The organism is Nonomuraea angiospora (assembly GCF_014873145.1).
Classification (GTDB): Bacteria; Actinomycetota; Actinomycetes; order Streptosporangiales; family Streptosporangiaceae; genus Nonomuraea; species Nonomuraea angiospora.
In genome coordinates, this window is sequence record NZ_JADBEK010000001.1 from 7,521,885 (window position 1) to 7,543,901 (window position 22,017).

At 69.5% G+C, this 22,017-nt stretch carries 20 protein-coding genes; 3 read left to right on the forward strand and 17 right to left on the reverse strand.

The window, feature by feature from the left end; translation table 11 throughout:
• Positions 1-114 precede the first annotated feature (114 nt).
• A complete protein-coding gene (locus tag H4W80_RS34200; protein WP_192788850.1) occupies positions 115-876 on the forward strand; it encodes a hypothetical protein in 762 nt (253 codons plus the stop codon).
• On the opposite strand, the gene H4W80_RS34205 is transcribed toward H4W80_RS34200, so the two are convergent.
• The 14 genes from H4W80_RS34205 to H4W80_RS34270 form a co-directional block, all read right to left on the reverse strand.
• Entirely contained in the window at positions 835-2,271 is a 1,437-nt protein-coding gene (locus tag H4W80_RS34205) for a S10 family peptidase (protein WP_192788851.1), read from the reverse strand. The two genes, H4W80_RS34200 and H4W80_RS34205, sit on opposite strands and share 42 nt — an antisense overlap.
• A 9-nt stretch (positions 2,272-2,280) precedes the next feature.
• On the reverse strand, positions 2,281-3,513 hold the full coding sequence (locus tag H4W80_RS34210) for an enolase C-terminal domain-like protein (RefSeq protein ID WP_192788852.1): 1,233 nt from the start codon (positions 3,511-3,513) through the stop codon (positions 2,281-2,283).
• Entirely contained in the window at positions 3,510-6,485 is a 2,976-nt protein-coding gene (locus H4W80_RS34215; protein ID WP_192788853.1) for a glycoside hydrolase family 38 N-terminal domain-containing protein, read from the reverse strand. Before H4W80_RS34215 ends, H4W80_RS34210 begins: the two co-directional genes overlap by 4 nt.
• Positions 6,485-7,294 carry a carbohydrate ABC transporter permease gene (locus tag H4W80_RS34220; RefSeq protein ID WP_192788854.1) on the reverse strand — a complete coding sequence of 270 codons (810 nt, stop codon included), beginning with the start codon at positions 7,292-7,294 and terminating at the stop codon, positions 6,485-6,487. The genes H4W80_RS34215 and H4W80_RS34220 overlap by 1 nt, the downstream gene beginning before the upstream one ends.
• Positions 7,291-8,139, reverse strand: a complete 849-nt coding sequence (locus H4W80_RS34225; RefSeq protein ID WP_192788855.1) for a carbohydrate ABC transporter permease — start codon at positions 8,137-8,139, stop codon at positions 7,291-7,293. The genes H4W80_RS34220 and H4W80_RS34225 overlap by 4 nt, the downstream gene beginning before the upstream one ends.
• Positions 8,140-8,242: 103 nt before the next feature.
• Positions 8,243-9,490 (reverse strand): ABC transporter substrate-binding protein, encoded by a 1,248-nt coding sequence (locus H4W80_RS34230; RefSeq protein ID WP_192788856.1) that lies wholly within the window; start codon positions 9,488-9,490, stop codon positions 8,243-8,245.
• A 34-nt stretch (positions 9,491-9,524) separates the two neighbouring features.
• A complete protein-coding gene (locus H4W80_RS34235) occupies positions 9,525-10,220 on the reverse strand; it encodes a FadR/GntR family transcriptional regulator (RefSeq protein WP_192788857.1) in 696 nt (231 codons plus the stop codon).
• Positions 10,221-10,298: 78 nt separating this feature from the next.
• On the reverse strand, positions 10,299-10,823 hold the full coding sequence (locus tag H4W80_RS34240) for a DUF305 domain-containing protein (RefSeq protein WP_192788858.1): 525 nt from the start codon (positions 10,821-10,823) through the stop codon (positions 10,299-10,301).
• A gap of 38 nt (positions 10,824-10,861) precedes the next feature.
• Positions 10,862-11,422 (reverse strand): dihydrofolate reductase family protein, encoded by a 561-nt coding sequence (locus tag H4W80_RS34245; protein ID WP_192788859.1) that lies wholly within the window; start codon positions 11,420-11,422, stop codon positions 10,862-10,864.
• A 29-nt stretch (positions 11,423-11,451) separates the two neighbouring features.
• Complete coding sequence (locus H4W80_RS34250) at positions 11,452-12,399, reverse strand: phosphotransferase family protein (RefSeq protein ID WP_192788860.1); 948 nt, start codon at positions 12,397-12,399, stop codon at positions 11,452-11,454.
• 31 nt (positions 12,400-12,430) lie between these two features.
• A complete protein-coding gene (locus H4W80_RS34255) occupies positions 12,431-13,534 on the reverse strand; it encodes a WD40 repeat domain-containing protein (protein ID WP_192788861.1) in 1,104 nt (367 codons plus the stop codon).
• A 7-nt stretch (positions 13,535-13,541) separates the two neighbouring features.
• Positions 13,542-14,075, reverse strand: coding sequence for a class I SAM-dependent methyltransferase (locus H4W80_RS34260; protein ID WP_192793902.1), 534 nt, complete (start codon positions 14,073-14,075; stop codon positions 13,542-13,544).
• 191 nt (positions 14,076-14,266) lie between these two features.
• Positions 14,267-14,902 (reverse strand): response regulator transcription factor, encoded by a 636-nt coding sequence (locus tag H4W80_RS34265; protein ID WP_318787196.1) that lies wholly within the window; start codon positions 14,900-14,902, stop codon positions 14,267-14,269.
• Between the two features lie 148 nt (positions 14,903-15,050).
• Complete coding sequence (locus H4W80_RS34270; protein WP_318787197.1) at positions 15,051-16,418, reverse strand: sensor histidine kinase; 1,368 nt, start codon at positions 16,416-16,418, stop codon at positions 15,051-15,053.
• A 163-nt stretch (positions 16,419-16,581) separates the two neighbouring features.
• On the opposite strand from H4W80_RS34270, the gene H4W80_RS34275 reads away from it, so the two are divergent.
• The gene (locus H4W80_RS34275) at positions 16,582-17,565 is read left to right on the forward strand and encodes a hypothetical protein (protein WP_192788863.1); all 984 of its coding nucleotides are present in this window, start codon (positions 16,582-16,584) and stop codon (positions 17,563-17,565) included.
• Positions 17,566-17,686: 121 nt separating this feature from the next.
• On the forward strand, positions 17,687-18,637 hold the full coding sequence (locus H4W80_RS34280; protein ID WP_192788864.1) for an ankyrin repeat domain-containing protein: 951 nt from the start codon (positions 17,687-17,689) through the stop codon (positions 18,635-18,637).
• A 10-nt stretch (positions 18,638-18,647) separates the two neighbouring features.
• Here H4W80_RS34280 and H4W80_RS34285 read toward each other — a convergent pair whose 3' ends face one another.
• The 3 genes from H4W80_RS34285 to H4W80_RS34295 all read right to left on the reverse strand — a co-directional run bounded on the left by H4W80_RS34285 (position 18,648) and on the right by H4W80_RS34295 (position 21,644).
• Positions 18,648-19,139, reverse strand: a complete 492-nt coding sequence (locus H4W80_RS34285; RefSeq protein WP_192788865.1) for a hypothetical protein — start codon at positions 19,137-19,139, stop codon at positions 18,648-18,650.
• A gap of 401 nt (positions 19,140-19,540) precedes the next feature.
• Positions 19,541-19,921, reverse strand: coding sequence for a hypothetical protein (locus H4W80_RS34290; protein WP_192788866.1), 381 nt, complete (start codon positions 19,919-19,921; stop codon positions 19,541-19,543).
• Positions 19,922-20,159: 238 nt separating this feature from the next.
• A complete protein-coding gene (locus tag H4W80_RS34295; RefSeq protein ID WP_192788867.1) occupies positions 20,160-21,644 on the reverse strand; it encodes a hypothetical protein in 1,485 nt (494 codons plus the stop codon).
• Positions 21,645-22,017: the final 373 nt, after the last annotated feature.

A 22,017-nucleotide genomic window follows, 5' to 3' on the forward strand; every position in this document is an offset into this window, starting at 1 on the left:
CCGCCGGAAACCGGCTGCCGCGGACTCCTCGCGGGCGCACTGCTGCTGACCTCGGTCACGGCCTGCGCCGCCGACGAGCCCGCGCCGCGAGCGCCGGTGCAAGGCGTCTCCTCGGTGTCGGAGCTGGTGCTGCCGTTCGACGCCTACAAGACCACTCCCGAGCAGCGGGCCGTCCTGGGCAACGCCCACAACCAACTCGTCGTGCAGTGCATGCGCAAGCAGGGCATCACGATCGACCCACCCGCGGAGGACGCCGCCGCCATCGCCGCGGTGGACCCCGGCAACTCCCGCCGTTACGGCGTCGCCGACATCGAGGCGGCCAAGATCTACGGCTACCACCTCGCCCGGCCGCCCTCGCCCGACACCACGGGCGCCTGGGCCGGCAAGCTCCCTAAACCCGCCCGGCACCGCCTGTACGGCACCGCCGCCGACCGTGGCTGCCTGGATCGGGCCACGCTCACCCTGGACAAGGGCTCGGCGAAGGCCGACTGGCCGTGGCTGTCCCTGCAGGACTCGCTCACGCTGGAGCAGGCCGCCAAGGATCCGTCCGTGACGGCGGCCGCCAAGCGCTGGGAGACGTGCATGGGCCAGGCGGGCCACTCCTATCCGGCTCCCGAGGCCGCCATCGCCGACGGCCGCTGGGACCTGGACAAGCCGACCGTCACCGAGGAAGAGAAGCAGACCGCGACCGCCGACACGATGTGCAAGTGGTCGTCGGGCCTGGTGGTTGCCTGGTTCTCGGCCGACGCGGAGCTCCAGCGGGCGGTCGTCCGGGACAACGCCGACCGCTTCGCCGCGCTCCGCGACAACCTCAAACAGCGCGTCGCCCGCGCCTCAGCCCTGCTGGCCGAGCACGAAGGCGGCCAGGTCCGCTGACTGCCGGAGCCTGCTCGGCTCGTGGACGTACATCATGTGGCCGGCCTCGTAGTACCTGAACTCGACGTTGGCGGCCAGCTCCGCGGGCACGGGCAGGTGCGCGAACGCGTGCTCGGCGGCGTAGTACGGCGTCGCGCCGTCGTGGTAGCCGCAGGCCACGTGTACGCGCAGGTGCGGGTTGGCCCGCATCGCGTCGGCCAGCTTGTCGACCACCGCGACGTGGGCGCCCTCGAACTCCTTGAACGACCACGGGTGCACCCGCGACGTGAGCACCTCGTACGGCAGGTCGTTGGCGTAGCCCAGCTCGGCGCGCAGGTAGTGGTTGAGCGCGGAGCTGTAGGGGCCCATGATCGCGTTCATGCTGGGGTCGGAGGAGAAGTGCTCGCGCCCCGAGTCGGGGTCCCAGCCGGTGAACCGGCCGTCGAGGCGGCCGACGATCCGGCGGCGCGAGCGCAGCACCTCGGTGAAGAACCTGATGTGCTCGATCCGCAGGTCCACGCGGTCGACGTAGTCCGCGCTCAGCCCGGTCAGCGCGGCGACCCTGGAGACGGCGGCCGAGCGCTCCTCGCCGGTGAGGCGGTTGCCGCGGGCCAGCGCCCACGGGTAGTCGCGCTCGGCGTACGCCTCGGCCTCGCGCAGCACGTCGGCCAGCGGCCGGTCGCCATGCAGCCCGTGATAGTGCGCAATAGCGGCATAAGTCGGCAAATAGAGGGCGTAGGACAGGTCGTTGCCCTGGTTGAAGTCCCCGGTGATGAAGTCGAGCACCGAGGAGATCAGCATCACGCCGTTGAGGTACATGCCGTACCGCGACTGCAGGTGGTCGGCCAGCGCGGCCGCCCTGACCGTCCCGTACGACTCCCCCGCCAGGAACTTCGGCGACATCCACCGCCCGTTCCTGGTGGTCCACAACCGGATGATCTCCCCGACGGACTCGATGTCGCCGGTGAAGCCGTGGTACGGCTCCGGCTTCTCGCCCTCGGCCGCCCGCGAGTAGCCCGTCGAGACCGGGTCGATGAAGACCAGGTCGCTCACGCTCAGCAGGCTCTCCTCGTTGTCGGCCAGCCCGTAAGGGGGAGGCAGGAGCGCGCCCGCGTCCCCCATCACCACCCGGCGCGGACCGAGCACGCCCAGGTGCAGCCACACGCTCGACGACCCCGGGCCGCCGTTGAACGCGAACGTGACCGGCCTGCTCAGCGGCTCGGCCCCGTCGAGCGTGTACGAGGTGACGAACATCTCGGCCTTGGCCCGCAGGCCCCCGAACTTGCCGTCGTCGATCACCTCCTCGCGCAGCACCATGGTGCCGGTGGTGGCGGTGTACGCCTGCCCGGACGGCAGCGTGTGCGAGGTGGTGACGAGGTTGTCAGCCGGCGAGGCCGGCTGGGTTTCTTCCGACATATCGCCCAATTATGGAGCTATATCAAGGGACACGGCGGGGTCGGCGAACCGTTCGTTCGGCACAGTGGCGTACCAGCCGGGCCGCCCGGGGTCGCGGTCGTACGGATAGCCGCCCGTCTCCCGGTAGAACTCGGCGTAGCGGGCGACCCGCTCGGGATCCAGCCGCACCCCCAGCCCGGGGCCGGACGGCACGGCGATGGCGCCCTCCGAGTACGCCAGCTTCCCGCCCTCGATCACGTCGTCCCTGAGCTGGTGGTAGTGCGCGTCGGCGGCGTAGGTGAGGTTCGGCAGCACGGCGCCGAGGTGCAGCATGGTCGCCAGCTGGATGCCCAGCTCGCCCGAGGAGTGCACGGCCACCCCGAGCTGGAACGTCTCGCACACCCCCGCCGCCTTCACGCACGGCCTGATGCCGCCCCAGAACGTCGTGTCCAGCAGCACCACGTCGGCGGCCCTGCGCATGACGTTGGAGGCGAGCTGCTCGAAGTTGACGACGACGGTGTTCGTCGCCAGCGGCACCCTGACCTGCTCGCGGATGGCCCTGAGCCCTTCGAGCCCCCAGACCGGGTCCTCCAGGTAGTCGTTGTTCAGCCCCTCGATGGCCCGGCCGAAGCGCAGCCCCTCGGCCACCGACAGCACGGCGTTCGGGTCGTACCTGAGCCGGTCGCCGGGGAACGCCTCGGCCAGCGCCCGGTAGCACTCCAGCTCGTGGTCCGGCGGGAACACGCCGCCCTTGAGCTTGTGCACGGTGAACCCGTGGTCGTCCTTGAGGTGCTTGGTGTGCTCGACGAGCTGGTCGGGCGTGCGGATCTCGCCGTAGCCCTCGGCCGCGTACCGGAAGAACAGGTACGAGGCGAACGGCACGGCGTCGCGGATCCGCCCGCCGAGCAGGTCGTACGCGGGCACGCCCAGGTGCTGCCCGATGAGGTCGATACAGGCGAACTCGATGGCCGCGAGCAGCTGCGTCCTGTTGTTGTAGAGCGAGGCCGTCGGGTTGGCGATCTTGAAGCGCAGCGCCTCCAGCTGGAAGGGGTCATGGTCCTTCAGGTACGGCATGAGCGCCCGGAACGCCGCTTCCGCGCTCTCGCCCCCGCCGCCCATCTCGCCCAGCCCGACCAGCCCGTTGTCGGCCTCGACCTCGACGATCGTGCGCACGAACCGGCCCCAGTGGGCGCCGTTGCTGTGCCGCAGCGGCGCCTCCAGCGGGACCGCGACCGTCGTGGCCCTGATGTCAACGATCTTCACGAACACGTCCCCCAAACAACGGCCACCCCGCAGGCGGGCAGCCGCACCTTGACCGTCTCGTCCACCACGTCCAGCCCGCGGGCCGAGCGCAGGCCCGGCAGGCCGACCGTCACCTCGACCGGCTCGGCGGCCAGCGACTGCAGCCGCACCACGCGCTCGTCGCCCGTCCTCCCGAGGGACGTGACGAGCACGTCGGGGTGGTCGACGGACACGTACGTCTCGGTGACGTCGGGGCTGTCGGTGACGAGCGCGCCCACGAACGGCTCGGTCAGCCCCGAGGCCGCCGCCGCGCCGAGCCGCCGCCCCTGGGCTCCGGCCTCAGAGGTCACGGCGTAGCGGAAGGTGGTCTCGCCCTGCTGCTGGGCCGGGAAGTTGGTGTCCCAGATGTTGTTGAGCGCCCACGAATAGACCGTGCCGTCCTCCTGGTCGAGGGTCGGCGGGAACGGCGCGTACGGCATGTGGATGGTGCCGAGCTGCACCAGCGGCGCCTCCAGCGTGGCCCAGGCGACGGTCAGCTCGGGGTCCTCGAACGCGATCCAGTGCCTGATCGGCAGCATGTACTCGGCCGAGCCGGGCACGCGCGGCACGCCGGGGCCGCCGACGCCGCCGGTCAGCTCCCAGGCGGTGGCCGGCCCGGTGGCGAACGGGAAGGCCAGGAAGACGGCCTCCTTGGCGGGGGTGCCCTGCTTGGCGAGCTGGTAGGTCAGGTCGACCCTGGGCACGCCGGCGTGCAGCTCGATCGTCGTGCGGATCCAGTCGACGCCCTTGCCGTGCAGCTCGACGACCAGCTTCTCGCCGACGGCCGTGCGCTGGACCTTGGTGATCGTGGCGCCCTTGCCGATGGCCCGGTCGCCGAGGAGCGTGCGGTCATGCGCTCCGACGTGTCCCGACAGATGGTTGAAATGCGGGGCGGTGGCGTACTGGTCGTAGACGTACTGGCCGAAGCCGGCCGCCGCGTCGCCGTTGACCAGCTCGCGTCCTGCCCGCTTGTCGAAGATCGAGCCGATGTAGCCCTCGCGGACGTCGTAGGCCACCCGGTAGAACTCGTTCTCGATCACCCCGCTGAGGTCCAGATCGACCGGCTCGGGGGCCTGGTTCACGCCGGGCACGACGTCGAGGCGGGCGTAGCCGTAGCCGGGCACGCCGGGGACGACCGCGTGGACGTGCCGCCCGATGGGCCGGGTCGGCCAGTCGTCCGGGTGCACCAGCTCCTCGTGGTGCGGGAGCGTCTCCCCGGTCCGCGAGTCCACCAGCGCGATCGGCACGTCCACGCCCACCACGTCCCTCGGCAGGAACGCGCGGACCACGTCGGTCCGCGTCCACGTGCCGGGGTTGAAGACGGCGAACGAGGCCAGCGCGCCGCCCTCGGTGCCCGCCTCCGACAGCGCGGCGCCGAACCTGCGGACCGCGGCGTGCAGCAGGTCGGCCGCGTCGTCCTGGGCGTCGTAGGCGCCGGACGACTTGCGCGTCCACTGCAGGCCGCCCGAGTCGCCCGCCTCCTCGGCGTCCTCCCACGGGTTGGCCGCGCCCCAGGTGTGCTCGTTGAACAGGGCCACCTTGTCGTAGGCCGCGTCCACCTGCTCGGTCGCGTCCACCCCGGCCAGCGTGTGCAGCGTCTCGGCGACCCGCAGGGCCGACTGCGCCCGCCGCACGTAGCCGAGCGGGCGCGCGCCCGAGCCGAGCCCGTCGGCCCACCAGTCGGTCCAGTCGCCCTCGTGCACGGCCAGCCGGTCGTGGTAGCGCTCCTCGACGTGCTCGAAGAAGTCGCTGTTCACGGCCGAGCGCAGGCGCGGGTAGGCCCACTGCTCGTTCCACCGGCGCGCGATCGACGCGGGCACGATCGACGGCCCCGCGTTGTCGGCGTGCGCGCCCTGCACCCGCAGGTGCAGCACGTCCAGCTCGTACGGCTCCTTCGGCGCGTCCGGCCCCTGCCAGCCGAACGTCCCCGGCCCGTACGGATAGCCGCGCGTGGCCAGCGCCGACAGGTAACGCGGCAGCAGGTCGTCGGCCAGCTCGTAGGAGTCGGTCAGCCCGACCGTGTTGCCCTCCATGTACGCCATGCCGTGCGGCGTGTCCGTGAACCAGACGATGATCTCGTTGCCGCTCGGCGCCCGCCAGCGGAACGGCCTGGTCAGCTTGTCGCCGCCGTGCAGGTAGGGCACGGAGCGACCGGCCCAGTTGTGCGCCGCGGCCAGGTAGCGCACCCCGTGCGAGTGCAGCGCGTCCACCAGGCCGACGACCGCGCCCGGCACGTCGGTGTGCATGGCGGACCTGGTGGCGAAGCCGTACTTCTGCTCCAACTGGGTGGTGAAACGGAGCTGGCGGTGCAGCTCCTCGGTCGAGCACGCCTCCGTGTGGAGCTGGAACGGCAGCGCGGTCACCTCGATCACGCCCTCGCGGGCCTTCTGCGCGAAGGACTCCACCATCTCGGCGGGCCGCGCGGCCAGCCACTTCAGCGCCGGCATCGACGACTCGACCGTCCACCGGAACTTCGCGTCGTCCGGCCAGGACGCGGTCTCCTCGGCCAGCCGCAGCGCCGCGTCCAGGTAGTCGAGGTGGTGGCGGAGCACGGTGCCCTGCGGGTCGGTGTAGCCGATGTCCAGGTGCGAGTGGTGGACGACGAACACGCTCCACTTGCGCTGCGGGGTCACCGTGACCTGCGCGGTGCCGACCACTCCCGCGTCGTCGCGGCACTCCAGCGTGAGCACGCGCGGCGCGTCCACCTCGGGCACCAGCAGCGTCACGTCGCTGCCCGACGCGCTGTCCACGCCCACCAGCACGTGCGTCAGCGGCTCGGTGCTCGACACCCTGACCGCCTGCCGGCCGTCGTGGGTGAACAGAGGCAGCACCGCGACCCGAACCTCCAGCCCGCGCACGCTGATCACCGGTGTCGAGGTGTCGTCGCGCAGCGCCTGCCTGATCCCGTCATAGTCGGGACTGCCCAGGCTCCGCTGGAGCAACCGGCTCGTCATCAAACACTCCCTAGAGACAGGCCCCTGGCGAAGAGGCGCTGGGTGGCGAGGAACAGCACGACGGTCGGCAGCGAGACCACGAGCCCCGCGGCCAGGCCGACGGGCACGGGCGTCCCGGCGTACACGTCGGTCATGAGGCCGGCGATGGCGGTCATCACCGGCCGCACGTCCTCGGTCTGGGTCAGGGTCAGACCGAAGATGAGGTCGTTCCAGACGAAGGTGAACTCCAGGATGAACACCGCCGTCAGCGCGCTGAGCGAGATCGGCAGGTAGATGCCCCAGAAGATGCGCCAGGTGGAGGCGCCGTCCATCCTGGCCGCCTCGAAGATCGAGAACGCTACGCCAGTGTAGAAGTTGCGCAGCACGAAGGCGGCGAGCGGCACGCTGATCGCCGTGTAGATGAGGATCATGCCGAGGCGGCTGTCGTACAGGCCGGCGTCGCTGTAGCCGACGAACAGCGGCACGAGCAGCATCTGCGAGGGGAATACCGTGCCGCCGAAGATCAGAATGAACCAGAAGAACCCGTGCCGGAGCCGCAGCACCACGATCGTGTACCCGGCCAGCGCCCCGATGATCACTCCGAGCAGGGGCGAGACGACGGCGTAGAGGGCGGTGCTGGCCAGGCTCTGCGTGAGGTTGGCGCTGTCGAGCGCCCGCGCGAAGTTCTCGAACAGCGCGAAGTCGGACGAGGGCGCCCACGCCCGCCCCGGATCGTACGAGGCGGCCGGGCGCGCGGCGTTCACGAGCAGCAGGTACGTCGGCCCGAGCCAGACCAGCCCGAGCACCACCAGGACGGCACGCCGGATCACTGGGCCACCTGCCTCTTGAGGTAGAGGTAGGACGCCAGCCCGGTGACGACGGTCAGCATCACCGCGACGGCCGAGCCGTAGCCGTAGTCGCTGGCCACGAACGTCTCCTTGTACATGGTCACCGCCAGCGTCTCCGAGTTGCGCCCCGGACCGCCCTGCGTCAGCACCCACACGATGTCGAACGTCTTCAGGCCGGCCACCAGCGCGAGCCCGACCACGACCGCCGTCAGCGGCCTCATGAGCGGCCAGATGACATACCTGAACAGCCGCCACCCGCCGGCCCCGTCGAGCCGGGCGGCCTCGATCGGCTCCTTCGGGATCGACTGCAGCCCCACCACGAACAGCAGCATGTTGACGCCGAGCTGCTGCCACGTCCAGACCAGCAGCATCGCCAGCGTGTTGACCGGCGCGTCCTGCAGAAAGGCGGTGTCCACGCCCAGCAGCTGGTTGGCGATGCCGTCGTGCGACAGGATCGGGCTCCACACCATGGCCAGGCCGGCGCCGCTCAGCGCGTACGGCAGCAGGAACGGCACCCGGAACCACACGCCGCCCTTGATGTCGTACGACAGCACCGCGACCAGCAGGCCGAGCCCGACGGGCAGCACCATGGTGCCGATGACCCAGAGCAGCGTGTTGCGGATCGAGGTGAGCAGGGCGGGGTCGTCGAGCAGCTTGCCGAAGTTGTGCACGCCGATCCACTGGGCCGGCTCCAGGCCGTCGTAGCGGGTGAAGCTGAGGTAGGCCGTCCACAGGAACGGCGCGTAGAGCAACCCCGCGACCAGCAGGACGGCGGGCGCCACGTACCCGAACCCGAACCGCCCAAGTATGGGAGCACGCGTGTTCATGGCCTCACTCCGTTCGGCGGGCTCGGTCGCCCGAATGCCGCCGCCTTCCCCCGCTCTGGTCGCTCCGCTCCCGCCGCTCCTCCAGGCGACGGCGCTCCCTCGCTCACTGATGCGTGCTCCAGTACTCGTCAGCCGCCTTCTGGATGGTGTCCAGGACCTCCTTGTAGCTGCCGGGCTCCGTCACGAACTTGCCGAACCCGTCCAGCGCGGCCGTCAGGACCGGCGGCGGCGTGGCCTCGAAGTACCGGTTGACCAGGCGGTACTGGCCGCTGCCCGCGTCCTTCGTGACGGTGCCGAGCGCCTTGTCCGAGATGGTCACCTTGGGGTTGGCGCTCACGTCTCCCCTGCTGGTCGCCCACTTCTCCTGCGCCTGCGGCGTGGTCCACCACTTGAGGTACTTCTGGTTGGCGGCGGGGTCGGCGCCCTTGGCCAGCGAGCAGAGCGGCCCGCTCTCGAAGATCATCGAGGTCTTCGGCAGCGAGGGGTTGACGTTGGGGATGACGAAGAAGTCGTAATCCTCGCCGGGCTTCATGTTGCGCTGGCTCATGCTGGTGTTGAACCAGGTGCCGAAGGAGACCATCGCCGCCTTGCCGTTCTTCAGCACGTCACCCGGGTCCGTCTTGTCGCCAGGATTGATGAAATATCCGGCGTCAATGAGGGACTTCCACTTCTCCATCACCTGGACCACGCCCGGGTCGGTGTACTTGGCCTTGCCGGTGGCCAGGCGGTCGTACAGGTCGGGGTCGGAGCCGGCCATGAGCTGCTCGAACCAGACGAAGGAGAACAGCACGCTGGTGTGGTAGAAGGCCTTGACGCCGTTCTTCTTCAGCGTGTCGGCCACCTTGACCAGGTCGTCCCACGTCTTCGGCGCGGTGAGGCCGTACTTGTCGAAGATCTTTTTGTTGTAGAACATGCCCCAGTACGCGACGTTCATCGGCACGCAGTACTGCTTGCCGTCGATCGTGTAGTACGGCGCGAGGTCCTTCGACAGGTCGCCGGCCTGGATCGCCTGCTGCCAGATGTCCGTGGTGTCGGCCACCTGCTTCTGCTTGACGATCTCCTCCAGCATCCCCCCGGTCTGCCAGGTGAACAGGTCAGGCTTGACGTTCGTGCGGAACGACGCCTTGATGAACGCCTGGTATTGGGCCGAGTCCGTGTATCCCGTCGGCTTCATGCCCAGGCCGATGCTCTGCTTGGACAGGGCGCCCATCTCGTCGAAGTACTTCGTCCAGGCGCCCTTGTCGTTGTACAGGGTCAGCTCGCTCTTCTTCTGCGTCTCGGCGCCGTTTCCGCCGCAGGCGGTCAGGACGAGCGCCGCCACGCCGAGCGTGACCACACGTGACCGGAACATGGACCGGCCTCCTTGTTTCTTCGGGGGTCTTACATCAGGGGGATTGCAGCCTGTGCTCTATGACCGTCTTGACGTCCACCAGGTGGGCCCGCATGCGCTCCTCGGCCTGCGCCGCGTCGCGTGCTTCGATGGCCTCCAGGATCGCCAGGTGCTCGTCGTAGTCGCGGCGCCGGTCGTCGAAGATCTGCAGGATCTCCCGCTGCTCGGGTCCGTGGACGGTGAGCAGCGAGTCGACGACCTCGTGCAGCACGCTGTTGCCGGCCAGCCGGGCCGTCGCCCGGTGGAAGGACATGTTCGCGTCGTGCAGGAGGGCGTCGTGGCCGTGCAGGTGCCTGCCCGCCTCTTCGAGCACCCGCTTGAGCGGCGCCAGTTCCTCGGGGTCCGCGTTGTGCGCGGCCATCGCGGCCAGCGGGGGCTCGATCACGATCCGCGCGCCGAGCAGCTCCAGGAGCTGGGCGGCGTGCATCTCGCGCATGTTGGGGTTGGGCAGGACGACCCGCTCGATGTCGGTTCCGACGTAGATGCCGGAGCCGTGCCGCATCTCGATGGCCCCGGTGGCCTCGAGCCTGCGTAGCGCCTCGCGCAGCGTCGGGGTGGTGACGGCGAAACGCTGGGAGAGCTCCCTGGTCGAGGGCAGCCTGTCGCCGGGCCGGTGCCCTCCCGTACGGATGAGCTCCAGCATGCGCTCGGTCAGAGCGTCGGACAGCGTCGGCCGCGTTACCTCGGACATATCAAGTGATCTAATCACTTATTCGTCTGGGCGTCTATGATTTCCTCATGAGACGTGGGCCGGCGCGGACCGCGGCGTTCACTGCTTCAGCAGCTTCATCATGATCTCGATCTGCCCCTTGCGCGAGGTCCGCACCTGCCCCGCCCACTGCTGTACGGCCGGGTTGGCCCCGCCCGCCACCTCGGCGGCGGCCATCTGCACGGCGTCGTCCTGATGCGCGATGAGCAGGTTGAGCAGGTCGTGCTCTAAGGTCTTCGACTTGCGCAGCGCCTGGATCCGCTTGACGTCGGTCTCGGGCAGGCCTCCGTGGTGGTCGTGCGCGCCGGTCGGGGGCGTGAGCGGCTGGTCCCAGGAGTGCAGCCAGCGCAGCATCCGCTCGACCTCGCCCTGCTGCGTGCTGGCGATGGCCGCGGCCAGCGTCCTGAGCTCCGGCGTGGTGGCGCGCTCCGCCCCCACCTTGGCGATCTCGATGCCCTGCCGGTGGTGCGGCACCATCATCTGCACGAACATCACGTCCTCGGCGTTGACCGGGACCTCCTGGGTCCGGGCCGGACCGCAGGCGGTGATCAGCAGGAGGGCCGCTAAGGCGGGCAGCGCGCGCATTATCGACAGGAAACCTTCCTAAGGATTTTCCTGTCAGGCTACGTGACTTCGTAACGCAGGTAAACGATCCCCGAGGGGAACGCCCGGGTTTCCAGCAGCCGGGTCCTGATGGAGGTGTCGAGCTGGGGGAAGAACGGCTTGCCCGCGCCCAGGACGAGCGGGTGGACGAAGATGCGGAACTCGTCCACCAGCCCGAGCCGCAGCACGCTGCCCGCCAGCGTGGCCCCGCCCAGGTCGAGGTCGCCGCCGTCCTGCCGCTTGAGCCTGGTCACCTCCTCCTCGAGGTCGCCGGTGACGAGCGTGCTGTTCCAGCCGACGTGGTCGAGGGTCTTGGAGAAGACGTACTTGGGCATGGCCCGCCAGGTCCTGGCGAAGTCGACCTCGAGCGCGGGGGCGTCGGGCCGCTCGTCGGCGGTGGGCCAGTAGGCGGACATGTTCTCGTAGAGGCGGCGGCCGTACAGGGAGCCGCCCAGTTCGCGGGACATGTCGTTGATGAACGCGTGGACCTCGTCGTCGGGCGCGGACCAGCCGATGTCGCCGTTGGGCGACTCCACGTAGCCGTCGAGGGAGATCAGCATCGAGTAGATGATTTTCCGCATGTCTTTGAGACTGCTCCGGCCCGCGGAACTCATCGCCTTCTCGCGAGAAATTCGAGCGCCTCCCCGCTGTGGAACTCCGAGATCCCCAGCATGAACTCCCGCTCCGGGAAATCGCCGTCTAGCAGCCGGAGCGGCCCCGCGGTGAGCGACAGGTGCTGGGCCAGCGCGTACAGCCTCATCCGGTCTTCGTCCAGCCCGTCGACGCGCAGCCGCTCGTAATGCTCGTGGAAGCGGATCCGCAGGAAGACGTGCTCCCACTCGACGTCGAAGAACATCGTGCCTTCGATGTCGATCAGCACCGGCACGTCGTGGTCGTCCACCAGCACGTGGTCGGGCCCGAGCTCCCCGTGGATGAGCCCGTGATCGGCCCGAGGCTCCACGTCCGCGGCCATCTCGCGCAGCGCGCTCTCGAAGTCCTCCCGGACCGCGCCGATCCGCCCGACCCGTACGGCCGCCTCGTCCAGGTCCCGCAGCGCCTGCTCCAGCACGACCTCGACCGCCGATCGCCGCCGGGTCCCCTCGATCTTCCCCACCCATGGGGCCCGCTCCCGTCCCATGGCCTCGAGGCTCTCCGCCAGCCGATCCATCACCCGGCCCGCCCGCGCCGGGTCGTCGCGCAGCAACGCCTCCAGCGTCCCTCCGCGCACGTCCTCGACCACCACGACGTCGCCCGGCCGGTCCACCAGGTAGACCTCGGGCACCCGCACCCCGAGACCGCTCAACCGGCCATGGGCGGCCTCGAAGAACCGCAGCCCGGACGCGTGGCCGAACGGGGTCTGCGAGTCGGCGTTCGCCGCGGCGGGCCAGAAGTCCTCCTCCTGGGACCAGACATAGACGATCGCACCGGGCCGCCCGTCGTCGAACGAGAGCCGATAAACCCCCTTCTTGCTCCCGCCCCTGAGCCGCTCGACCCCTGCCGGCCGGCGCCCGTCCCCGAAGGCCGCACGCGCGATCTCGGCGAACCGCTGACCATCCATCACATGCCTTTCATCGCTGTGCCGTGGATCCTCAGGAGCCCAGGCTCCACACCCGAATGGTCTTGTCGAGGCCGCCCGAGATGGCGACAGGCGTACCGTCGCTGCGTTTCCCGATCGCCAACGCGAATATCGCGCGAGTGTGCCCGGCGAAGGGTCCGCCAACGCGAGCTCCCGTGTCCAGGTCCCACACCGACAGGCCGCCGCCGTCACCGGAAACGATGACCGGGGAGCCGTCGCCTCGCTGCCCGACCGCGACCTCCATGGTGGTGTCGCCCTGGGCGACGATGGATTCTCCGATGGGCTTGCCGGTGTCCAGGTTCCAGATCCGCATCGAGCTCTTGGGAGCGCTGCCCTCCTCGGCCGGAGAGCCCGGGACGTCAACGGTGACGGCCACCGGAGTGCCGTCGCCCCGCTTGCCTACGGCCAACCCTTCCACCAGGCAGGTGCCGCATCGGCTGAGAGATTTGCTGAGAGGCTTGCCCGTGTTCATGTTCCAGATACGCGCCCTGCCGTTGGTCGCGCCCGTGACGAACACAGGCGTGCCGTCGCTGCGTCTGCCGGTCACCAGTTGGGTGACCGTGAACGCGAAGGGGTTGACGGACGGCTTGCCGATGAGTTTTCCCGTGTCCAGGTTCCAGATTTCGACGTCCCTGGTCAGGGCGTCTCCGCTGGAGATGATGATCGGGGTGCCATCGCCGCGCCTGCCGGTCGTCACCGCATAGACAAGCCCGTTCCGAGCCTTGAGAGGCTTGCCGATCGGCTTTCCGGTGTTCAGGTTCCAGATCCGTATGTCGTCGGCGGCACCGGAGACGATGACCGGGGTCCCGTCGCTGCGCCTGCCGACGGCGACATCGTAGATCTCGCCCTTGTGGCCCTTGAGGGGCTTACCGAGGGCTTTTCCGGTGTCCAGGTCCCAGATCCGCACGGTCTTGTCGTAGCCGGCGGAGACGATGACCGGGGTGCCGTCACTGCGCTTGCCCACCGCCACCGCCTCCACCTGGGCCGTGTGGCCTTTGAGAGGCTTGCCGAGCGGACGGACATCCGCCCGCGACGAAGCCGCTGCCGGATTCAGCAATCCGACGATCATCAACGCGCCCATCGCGATCGCCTTGAGCGGCGCGGTACGGCGTCTCATGCCCACCTCATACTCCAGATCGCCGCAACGTCAGCGACTGGAACCGGAGTTCGTCAGCTCCCACGATGTGGAAGTCCACCACCTCGAAAGTCCTGCGTGCGTACTCCTGGAGCTGCTCATCGCTGCGGAAGGAGAAGAACCGAGGAGGACGCTGATCGTCCTTCTCGAAGGGACCCTCACCCGTCACGCTGCCCCCGCCGTACACGCCGAGATAGAAGAGGCCACCGGGCCGCATCAGCGTGTGGATGGTATCCATCACCGCAGGAAGGTCGCTGTTGGGCACGTGCAGCAAGCAGTTCAGCGCGTACACCGCGTCGAACGAACCAGGCGCGAAATCGAGGCTCAGGAAGTCCATGGCATGGGCTTCGACGCCCTTCTCCCGGCAGAGAGCCACCATGGCGGGCGACAGATCGACGGCCACGACCTCCAGGCCGTTCTCCTGGAAGTACGCGCTGTCGTGGCCGGTTCCGGCGCCGACCTCCAGCAGGCGCCTGCAACGGCCGTCCTGCAGACGGCTCAGGAACGCCTCCCGCTCCGCCAGCTTCCATGGGGCCTTGCCGCTGGCGTCACGTCGCTCGGCACTATCGTCGTATGCCGTTCGGAGGGGGGCCGAGCAGGTCGTCGTAGCGCACGCTCATCGCGCCATGATGCCCTACAAGGGATCTTCGGCAACAGGCACCCGGACACGCAGACGCCCTCTCGCCGCGCGGCTCACGGGCTCTCGCGGCCGTCCTATGAGGCGTCGTGGACGACCAGCGCCAGCTGGACGCGGTTGTCCAGGCCCGCCTTGGTGAGGATGCGGGAGATGTAGCCCTTCACCGTCCCCACGCTCATGTGCAACTCACCGGCGATGACGGCGTTGGTCTTGCCCTGCCCCACCGCCAGCGCCACCTCCCGCTCGCGGCCGCTGAGCGCCGACAGCACCCGCCGGGCGTCGGCCCGCCGCCGGTCGTCCTCCTCGGGCACCAGATGGGCGATCAGCCGCCGGGTGACGCTCGGCGAAAGGCTGGGCTCGCCTGCGGCGACGCGCCGGATCGCCTCGACGATCCCCTCGGGCGGCGTGTCCTTCAACAGGAACCCGCTGGCTCCAGCGCGCAGCGCCCGGAACACGTGCTCGTCGGCGTCGAACGTGGTCAGAATGATGACCTCCGGCGCGTCCTGGCGGGCACGCAGCCTGCGGGTCGCGTCGATGCCGTCGACGCCGGCCATCCGGATGTCCATCAGCACCACGTCGGGAGCGTGCTCACCGACGGCGGCCTGGACCTGCGCGCCGTCGGCCACCGCACCCACCACCTGGAGGGCGGGCGCGCCCTTGAGCATCAGCGTCAGCCCGGTACGGACGAGCGCGTCGTCGTCCACGATGAGCACCCGGATCGCGGCGGACGCACTCCCGGCCCCACCGGAAGACGCACTCGCACCCTCACCCCCGGGCGTACCCGCGGATCCGCTCACCGGCTCGCTCATGGGCTCATTCGTGGGGCCACTCACGGGCTCATTCGTGGGGCCACTCACGGGCTCATTCATGGGGCCGCTCACTTGGCCATGGTAGCCGCGCCGTCAGCCGGAACCCGCCGCCGTCAGTGCTTCCCCGCTCCAGGCGCCCACCCGCCAGCGAGACCCGTTCCTCCAACCCGGCCAGCCCGGCTCCGCCCCCGGTCGTGGCCAGCTCCGCCGCCTCCCGCCCCGCGGGCAGCGGGTTACGCACCTCGACTGTCAGCTCGCCACCGGCCGCGCCGGAGACCATGACGGTGACGGGCCGGCCGGGCGCGTGCTTGCGCGCGTTGGTCAGCCCCTCCTGCACGACGCGGTACGCGGTACGCCGGGCCGTCTCCGGCAGGTCGGCGAAACGTACGTCGTTCTCGTGCAACTCGATGCGCATCCCGGCCCGCCGCGACTCCTCCACCAGCGGCGCGAGCCCGGTCAGCGGGAGCTCGGCCGACGGGCTCTCGCGCAGCACGGAGATGACGGCGCGCAGCTCCTGCAGGGCCTGATGGGCGCTGGTCCGGATAACCCCGGCCGCCTCGGCGACCTCGTCCGGCCTGGCGCCGGCGTTGAACTCCAGCGCCCCCGCGTGCACCGCCAGCAGCGACAGCCGGTGGGCGAGAACGTCGTGCATCTCGCGGGCGATGCCGAGGCGTTCGGAGCGGCGGGCCTCCTCCGCGCGCAGCCGCTGGTCGGCCTCGGCGCGGCGGGCCCGTTCCGCCAGTGAAGCCAGCAGCTCCCGCCGGGTCCTGGCCAGGATGCCCCAGCCGGTGATCGCCCCGCCGAACAGTACGCCGACCAGCGCCCACACCGGGTACGGCGCCAGCCCGGGCGGCCGCCAGGCGAACCTGACCAGCGTCGCCGCCACCCAAGCCACCCCCACCGCGACAGCCGCGGGCGGTCGCCGGTACAGCGCCGCGACGAGCGTGGCGATCCCCGCGGCCACCGACGCGGCCGCGGCCGGGACGGACAGCGCGATGACGGCCAGCGAGGCGGCCACCGGCCACCTCCGGCACAGCCACAGCCCCACGCACGCCAGGGCTCCGCCGGCTACGTCGGCCCACAGGTACCAGCCGGGCGTTCCCGGGACCAGATCCCCCCAGACCACCGCGCCGGCCCCGGCCACGGCGAGCACGATGCCACCGGCCCCGACCGCCCAGTCACGCCGCGACCGCCCCGACACCGACCGCCCACCCGCCCCCGAACCCCAGCCGCTCCCGACCTCGCCACCGCTCCCGGCCTCGCCGCCACTCCCGACCTCGCCGCCACTCCCGACCTCGCCACCGCCGCTCGCGGCTGCGCGGTCCCGGCCCTGCCCCGGGCCGTCGCCGTCTGCGGCTTCTCCATGCCTCCGGGGTTCGCCGTCGCGGCGGCCCCCGTCCTGGCCCTGTGCTGCGAACACAACCGCAGATCGTATCCACCGGCCTTACGCCTGGTAAGCAACCAAGGTCACCATCGCCACCCCGCCATGGCAACCAAAGTCACCACCCGGAAGCGACCGAAGAGGCCACGAACCGGTCTGGCGGCAGCAGCGCGCCCCGCCCGCCGCGGGAGACCGTAGGCGCATGGTCACCTCACGAGCACGCGGCCGGTGGGCCGCGCTCCTGCTGGCCGGGCTCACCCCGGTCGTCGCCGAGCTGACGCTCGGCAATCCGCCCCTCCGCCAGGCGTGGCTGCTCCTGCTGTGGGTGCCGATCTACGGCGCCGGCACCGTACTGATCCGCGAGCTGGTACGCCGTACCGGCCGGGGCTGGCTCGCCATCCTGCTGCTCGGGGCGGCGTACGGGATCGTGGAGGAAGGGCTGGCGCTGCAGGCGCTCACCAGCCCGACCATCTACGGCGTGGCGGATTGGGCGCCCAGGATCCTCGGCCTCAACAGCGCCTACACCGAGCTGAACATCCCCTACCACGCGGTCTTCAGCGTGGCGCTGCCGATCCTTTTGGTGGACCTCACCATCCCGGATCTACGCCATCGGCCCTATCTGGGGCGGACCGGGCTGGTCGTGGCGGGGGTGGTGTTCGTGCTGGGCGCCCTGCTGCTGCGGTGGACGACGGCCTTCATCGACCCCGGCTACCAGGCCCCGCCGGCGGTGCTGGCGGCGTTCGTGCTGGCGATCGCGGTGCTCGCGGTGCTCGCGCTGCGCTTCACCCCCCGCCCGCCGGACGTGGCCGCCGCCGCACCCCGGACGGTTCCCGCGCCGCCGGTCGTCGCGTGCCTGGCCGGGGTGGTGGCGTTCGGATATCTCGCCCTGCTGTTCCCCTTCGGCGGCGCCCGCCACCCGGCCTTCACCCAAGGCGGCTGGGTGGCGGTCCCGATGGTGGCGGCGGCGCTCCTGGCGGTGGCGGCAGCGGTGCTGCTGCGCCGGTGGGCGGCGCACGGCGAGTGGCGCGACCGGCACAGCCTGGCACTGGCCGGCGGGGCGCTCGTGGCGCACACCGCGTTCGGCGTGATCGCCAACGGCGAGAACACCACCGACCGCCTGTCGCTGGCCGCGCTCGGCCTCGTCATGCTCGCCCTGCTGGCTCTGCTCGCCCGGCGTACACGGTGACCACGGCGACCACGACTCTCAGAGCCGAACGAGCCGCCCGTGCCACCTGCCGGCCAAAAACCGTCGGCCCTGTAAACCATGATCAGTCAGACACACGTCCCTGCGCTGTTCAAGGAGTGCCATGGCTGCGACCGACGATGTCGGATGGTGGATCGTCGGATGGGACGAATGGACAGACCTCGACCTCATCCGCGCCCGACTCGCCGCGGGCGCCGATCCCAACTCCGGCGTGCGCATCTTCGACAAGCCCCTGCACGTCGCGGCTGACTGGGGATCGCCGGAAGTGGTCGCCGAACTGGCCATGCGCGTCGACGACGTCGACGCCGAACTTCGAGGCCGTACCGCGCTCTGGACGGCCGTCTTCGAAGGCCGCGCGGACAACGCCCGAGCCCTCGTCGCCGCCGGGGCGGACCCGTGGCGCCCCATGATGGGCGGCTGGTCCCCCGGCCGCCTCAGCCTGGCCACTCCTACGCCCGACTTGTTCCCTGCCCGTCCCGGGCAGCCAGGCCTCTCAACCGCCGAAACCACTGCAGTGGCGGAATCGAGACGGCTGATCCCCGCGCTGGGAGACATCTACCACGAGGGCCTCGGCCTGGCCTGCGTCGCCGGTGTCAACGCAGGCGAAGCCGCACGACGACTGGAGGCCGCGCCGATCACGGGTTCGCTCCCCGATGATTTGTCAGGAGACGAGGGTCTGCACGTCGTCGGCGCCACCGACGTGCCCGGCGGATGTGTCATCAGCCAGCCGTGGGGATATGCCCCCTCCATGCACGGTGTTCTGCGCCGCCTGTCCGTGGGCACCGTCTGCTATGGGATGTTCGACAACGCCGCGAGCGGCATGCAGGGCCACGTTGCCCGCGACGGCCGGCTTGAAGAGCGGGATACGCGTCCTGGCAGCGGCATCGTGTCCGCGGACGAATCACCCGAAGAGATCCTCGCCTCGTACCTCTACCACCGCGAGCCTGTTGCCTACTGTTGTGCTGGCGCAGGCTTACGGCCGGCCGACTCTCGGGCGATCGTCGGCGAGCCCGACCTCTGGCTCAGGCTCCCCCGACGCGACTGGTGGCATTAAGGGGCCGACTTCAGGAACGGCCGACCGTTTGTTCCGGACCGGATTCGCTGTCTCGCCCCATCCTCCAGCGGGCCCGGATTCCCGCGATCAGCAGAACGGCCGCGCTGCCGTTGCCGAGCACCGGCACGAGCTGCCAGAGAAACCACGGCAGCTTTCCGTCCCAGCCCGCACAGTTGAGCAGCCGGTAATAGTCGAGCGCGGCGAACACCAAGTCAAGCGCGACCATCAGCGTGGCCGAAACAGCCAGCGCTCCCACCGCCGTACTGAGCCGCCGCCCTGCCCGAGCGGCGACCACGCCTGACAGCAGAACGCTCATGGAGGGTAGTGCGTACAGGACCACAATCTGCGCCGCCGTGGACATCACGGGCTCGCGCAGCCGCTCCCACCCCCGTTCGAGACCAGATTGCATTTCGGACGGGCTGAGTGAGAGCGGGCCGGCACAGAACACGCCCGCCTCGTCGGGGAAAAACACCGGCAGCCACAGGGACAGGAAACTCAGCATGCACGCCACCAGTGCGGCCACCCACCACCGCAGATGGCGCCACCGAACCATGGGCCGCCTCTCCCCGCACATGATCGACAGCGGACATTGTCCCCCACCACACCCAGTCCCGCGGCCGAGCACCGAAATGCGCGATCGTCGCGGAGCCGGCGCATGGATACGAGGGCCATTCGAGCACTGTCGGGAAGACGGCGCAGGGAGCTCTGGGCAAGCGGAAGCTCCGCGAACTCAGTACACAGGCTGTGGATAAGTGGCCGGCGGACAAGGCCAAGACGCCGAGCGCGTGCTCACCGGCACACGCACCGAGGACCTCAGGGCGCTCTCGGGTCGTGTTCGCCTCAGCGGATCCGTCCAGTCCTGCAAAAGGGCGCAGTGGCGGCGATGGAGCGAATCTTCGGCGATCAGTGAACCTGGGCCGTGATTCGCTGATCCCCCTGCCTCAGTCTCCGATCTCTGATCACCGCGAGCACGATCAGTCCTGCGACCTGAAAGGCAGGCGTCGTGAGTTCACCGGACAGCGACTTGAAGGTCAAGGCAAACCCCAACCAGAGCCGATACCCACGCCCAAGACGTGCTCGACCCCAGGGAATGCTCTGTAGGACAGCCGCCGCCGAGATGACATAAGCCAAGATCAGCAAGAACGCGGCCATATCCTGGGGAGGATCCATCAGCAACAGCGCCATCCCACCCACGAGGCCCACCGCTGATACTGCGCCCACGACCACGCGCTGCGGCACGGTCAGGGCGTCAAACCACGACCTTTTCTGATCCACTGGCTCCACGGACTCACTGTCCCGCAAGTGGCCATAAGCGACCATCCGCGCCGCGCTCGTTGTCACCCACTTCGTCACCCAGTCGGATCGGCAAGCCCTTCGAGCGCTGGGCACAAAGGTGCAGCTCGGCGCGACTTTGCCGACCCGATCCTGCCTATGCCGCATGCCTGGTGGGCCCAGGCCCATGGCCGGGTGGCGGCGCACAGCGCCGCCACTCCTTGATGCCTATGAGTGGACCACGTTGGGCTCATTCCTTTAGTTCAGTATTGGCGGCGAACAGAGTTCCCCGTTCCGTGCCACGCCCCCTGCGGATGTTCAGCCCCTCCGCGCGGAAGCTGATCCATCCGTCATCGTCATTCAGTCCCCGCACGATTCTGGTTTTCACGATGTCGTGGGTCGCGTAACCGACCTCCAGATGTGTCAGGTGACTGTCGTCCTTCCGGTGGACTTTGAGCCCTTCCACGGGGAAGGTGATCCATCCGTCGCCGGCGCTTCTCCCCTGCACCCATTCGGTGTTGATGCCGTTGAGGTCGGCCTTGTCGGCGTGCACAGTTCCCCATGCCCCGCTTCCGTTGCGGACGTCGAGCCCGTCCTTGGGGAAGGTGATCTTCCCGTCGTCGGCGCTCCTCCCCTGCACCCACCCGGTGTTCACACCGTTGAGGTCTGCCCTGTCGGCGAACACGGATCCCCAGGACTGCCCGGCCCCCTTACGCACGTTCAGCCCCTCCTTGGGGAAGCTGATCCATCCGTCATCGGCGCTTCTCCCCTGCACCCATTCGGTGTTGATGCCGTTGAGGTCGGCCTTGTCGGCGTGCACAGTTCCCCATGCCCCGCTTCCGTTGCGGACGTCGAGCCCGTCCTTGGGGAAGGTGATCTTCCCGTCGTCGGTGCTCCTCCCCTGCACCCACCCGGTGTTCACACCGTTGAGGTCGGCCCTGTCGGCCGTCACCGTCCCCCGCCCGCCGGAGTTGCCGGAGATCTCCACCCCTGTATCGGTGAAGGTGACTCGCCCCTTCTTTCCGTCCACCGTCCCCTGGACCCAGAGCGTGTCAATCCCGGTGGTGGCGGTGAGCGTTTCCAGGACGGGGAAGCGCACTTGGACGGTGGTGGTGAGGAAGTGCTGCTTCTGGGTGACGGGGTCGGTGGCGACGAGCGTGTAGGTGGTGGCCCGCTTCGGCGCGTCGGGCGGGGTCCAGGTACGCGTGTCCGAGGAAATGTCCTTCTGCCCGCCGGGGAACAGGATCTTGTAGTCGAATTCGGGGGACCCCTCCCAGCTCAGCGTGAGGTTTTCGCCGGCGCCCACCATGCCCTTGTCCGGGTGGAAGTCGCGCGGCGCCGGAATCTCCTTCGGAGCGGTCTTGACCAGCGCCACCGACGTGTAGCGGGTGTGCTCCCCGTCATCGTCTTCGGTCTTCTCTCGCACCGTCAGCACGGCCGGCCCGGCGGTGGCGGCAATGGTGACGTTCTCCATCGTCAGCACCAGGTAGTCGCCGGGTTTGAAAGAAGCTGCGCCCCCGCTCTTGGGGGTGACTTCGAAGACGTTGGTGTCCCGCTGCGGGACGACCTTCACCTCCTGGGTTGTCGCCTGGGTCCCCCACCGGTTGTCGGTGTACTTGCCCTTCATCTCCGGGAGGTTCGGGGTGAGGTCGCCAACGCCGTCGCCGACGGGCACCTTCACCTCGATCTTGGACCAATCCGTCCTCCTTGCGGTGTTGGTGATGACCAGGTACACCGTCCCTGTGGATTTGGACCTCCGTCCGGCCGCTGACGCCTCCACGGACGCCGGGTCGGTGAAGACGGTGTAGGTCAATGCGGTCATGATCACGACTCCTTTTTGGAGGACGGCACAGGCCGATGAGCCGCCCGCCCCGAGAGCACCGGGGGCAGGACAGGCGGCGACGCTAGGACGCATTCGAAACCCCCCGCTTGGAGATACGCCCCAGAAGATCGCCCTTTAGATCCAAACCTGAGCATTGGAGCGCGGCAATAGAACGCGAGGCAGCCATAGCAGGGCGATTCAGCAACACCTTCAGCGTCTTGACAAGCATTCGGTCCATGCGCCACTGGCGCGCCGCGAATGCCTGCCAAGCTGTGCGCCTGCGCGA

Bases quoted from the DNA above. Each gene is read 5' to 3' on its own strand.
- H4W80_RS34275 (WP_192788863.1), top strand. From the start codon at position 16,582: ATGGTCACCTCACGAGCACGCGGCCGGTGGGCCGCGCTCCTGCTGGCC.
- H4W80_RS34215 (WP_192788853.1), bottom strand. From the start codon at position 6,485: ATGACGAGCCGGTTGCTCCAGCGGAGCCTGGGCAGTCCCGACTATGAC.
- H4W80_RS34240 (WP_192788858.1), bottom strand. From the start codon at position 10,823: ATGCGCGCGCTGCCCGCCTTAGCGGCCCTCCTGCTGATCACCGCCTGC.
- H4W80_RS34280 (WP_192788864.1), top strand. From the start codon at position 17,687: ATGGCTGCGACCGACGATGTCGGATGGTGGATCGTCGGATGGGACGAA.
- H4W80_RS34245 (WP_192788859.1), bottom strand. From the start codon at position 11,422: ATGCGGAAAATCATCTACTCGATGCTGATCTCCCTCGACGGCTACGTG.
- H4W80_RS34225 (WP_192788855.1), bottom strand. From the start codon at position 8,139: ATGAACACGCGTGCTCCCATACTTGGGCGGTTCGGGTTCGGGTACGTG.
- H4W80_RS34230 (WP_192788856.1), bottom strand. From the start codon at position 9,490: ATGTTCCGGTCACGTGTGGTCACGCTCGGCGTGGCGGCGCTCGTCCTG.
- H4W80_RS34235 (WP_192788857.1), bottom strand. From the start codon at position 10,220: ATGTCCGAGGTAACGCGGCCGACGCTGTCCGACGCTCTGACCGAGCGC.
- H4W80_RS34255 (WP_192788861.1), bottom strand. From the start codon at position 13,534: ATGAGACGCCGTACCGCGCCGCTCAAGGCGATCGCGATGGGCGCGTTG.
- H4W80_RS34285 (WP_192788865.1), bottom strand. From the start codon at position 19,139: ATGCTGAGTTTCCTGTCCCTGTGGCTGCCGGTGTTTTTCCCCGACGAG.
- H4W80_RS34250 (WP_192788860.1), bottom strand. From the start codon at position 12,399: ATGGATGGTCAGCGGTTCGCCGAGATCGCGCGTGCGGCCTTCGGGGAC.
- H4W80_RS34205 (WP_192788851.1), bottom strand. From the start codon at position 2,271: ATGTCGGAAGAAACCCAGCCGGCCTCGCCGGCTGACAACCTCGTCACC.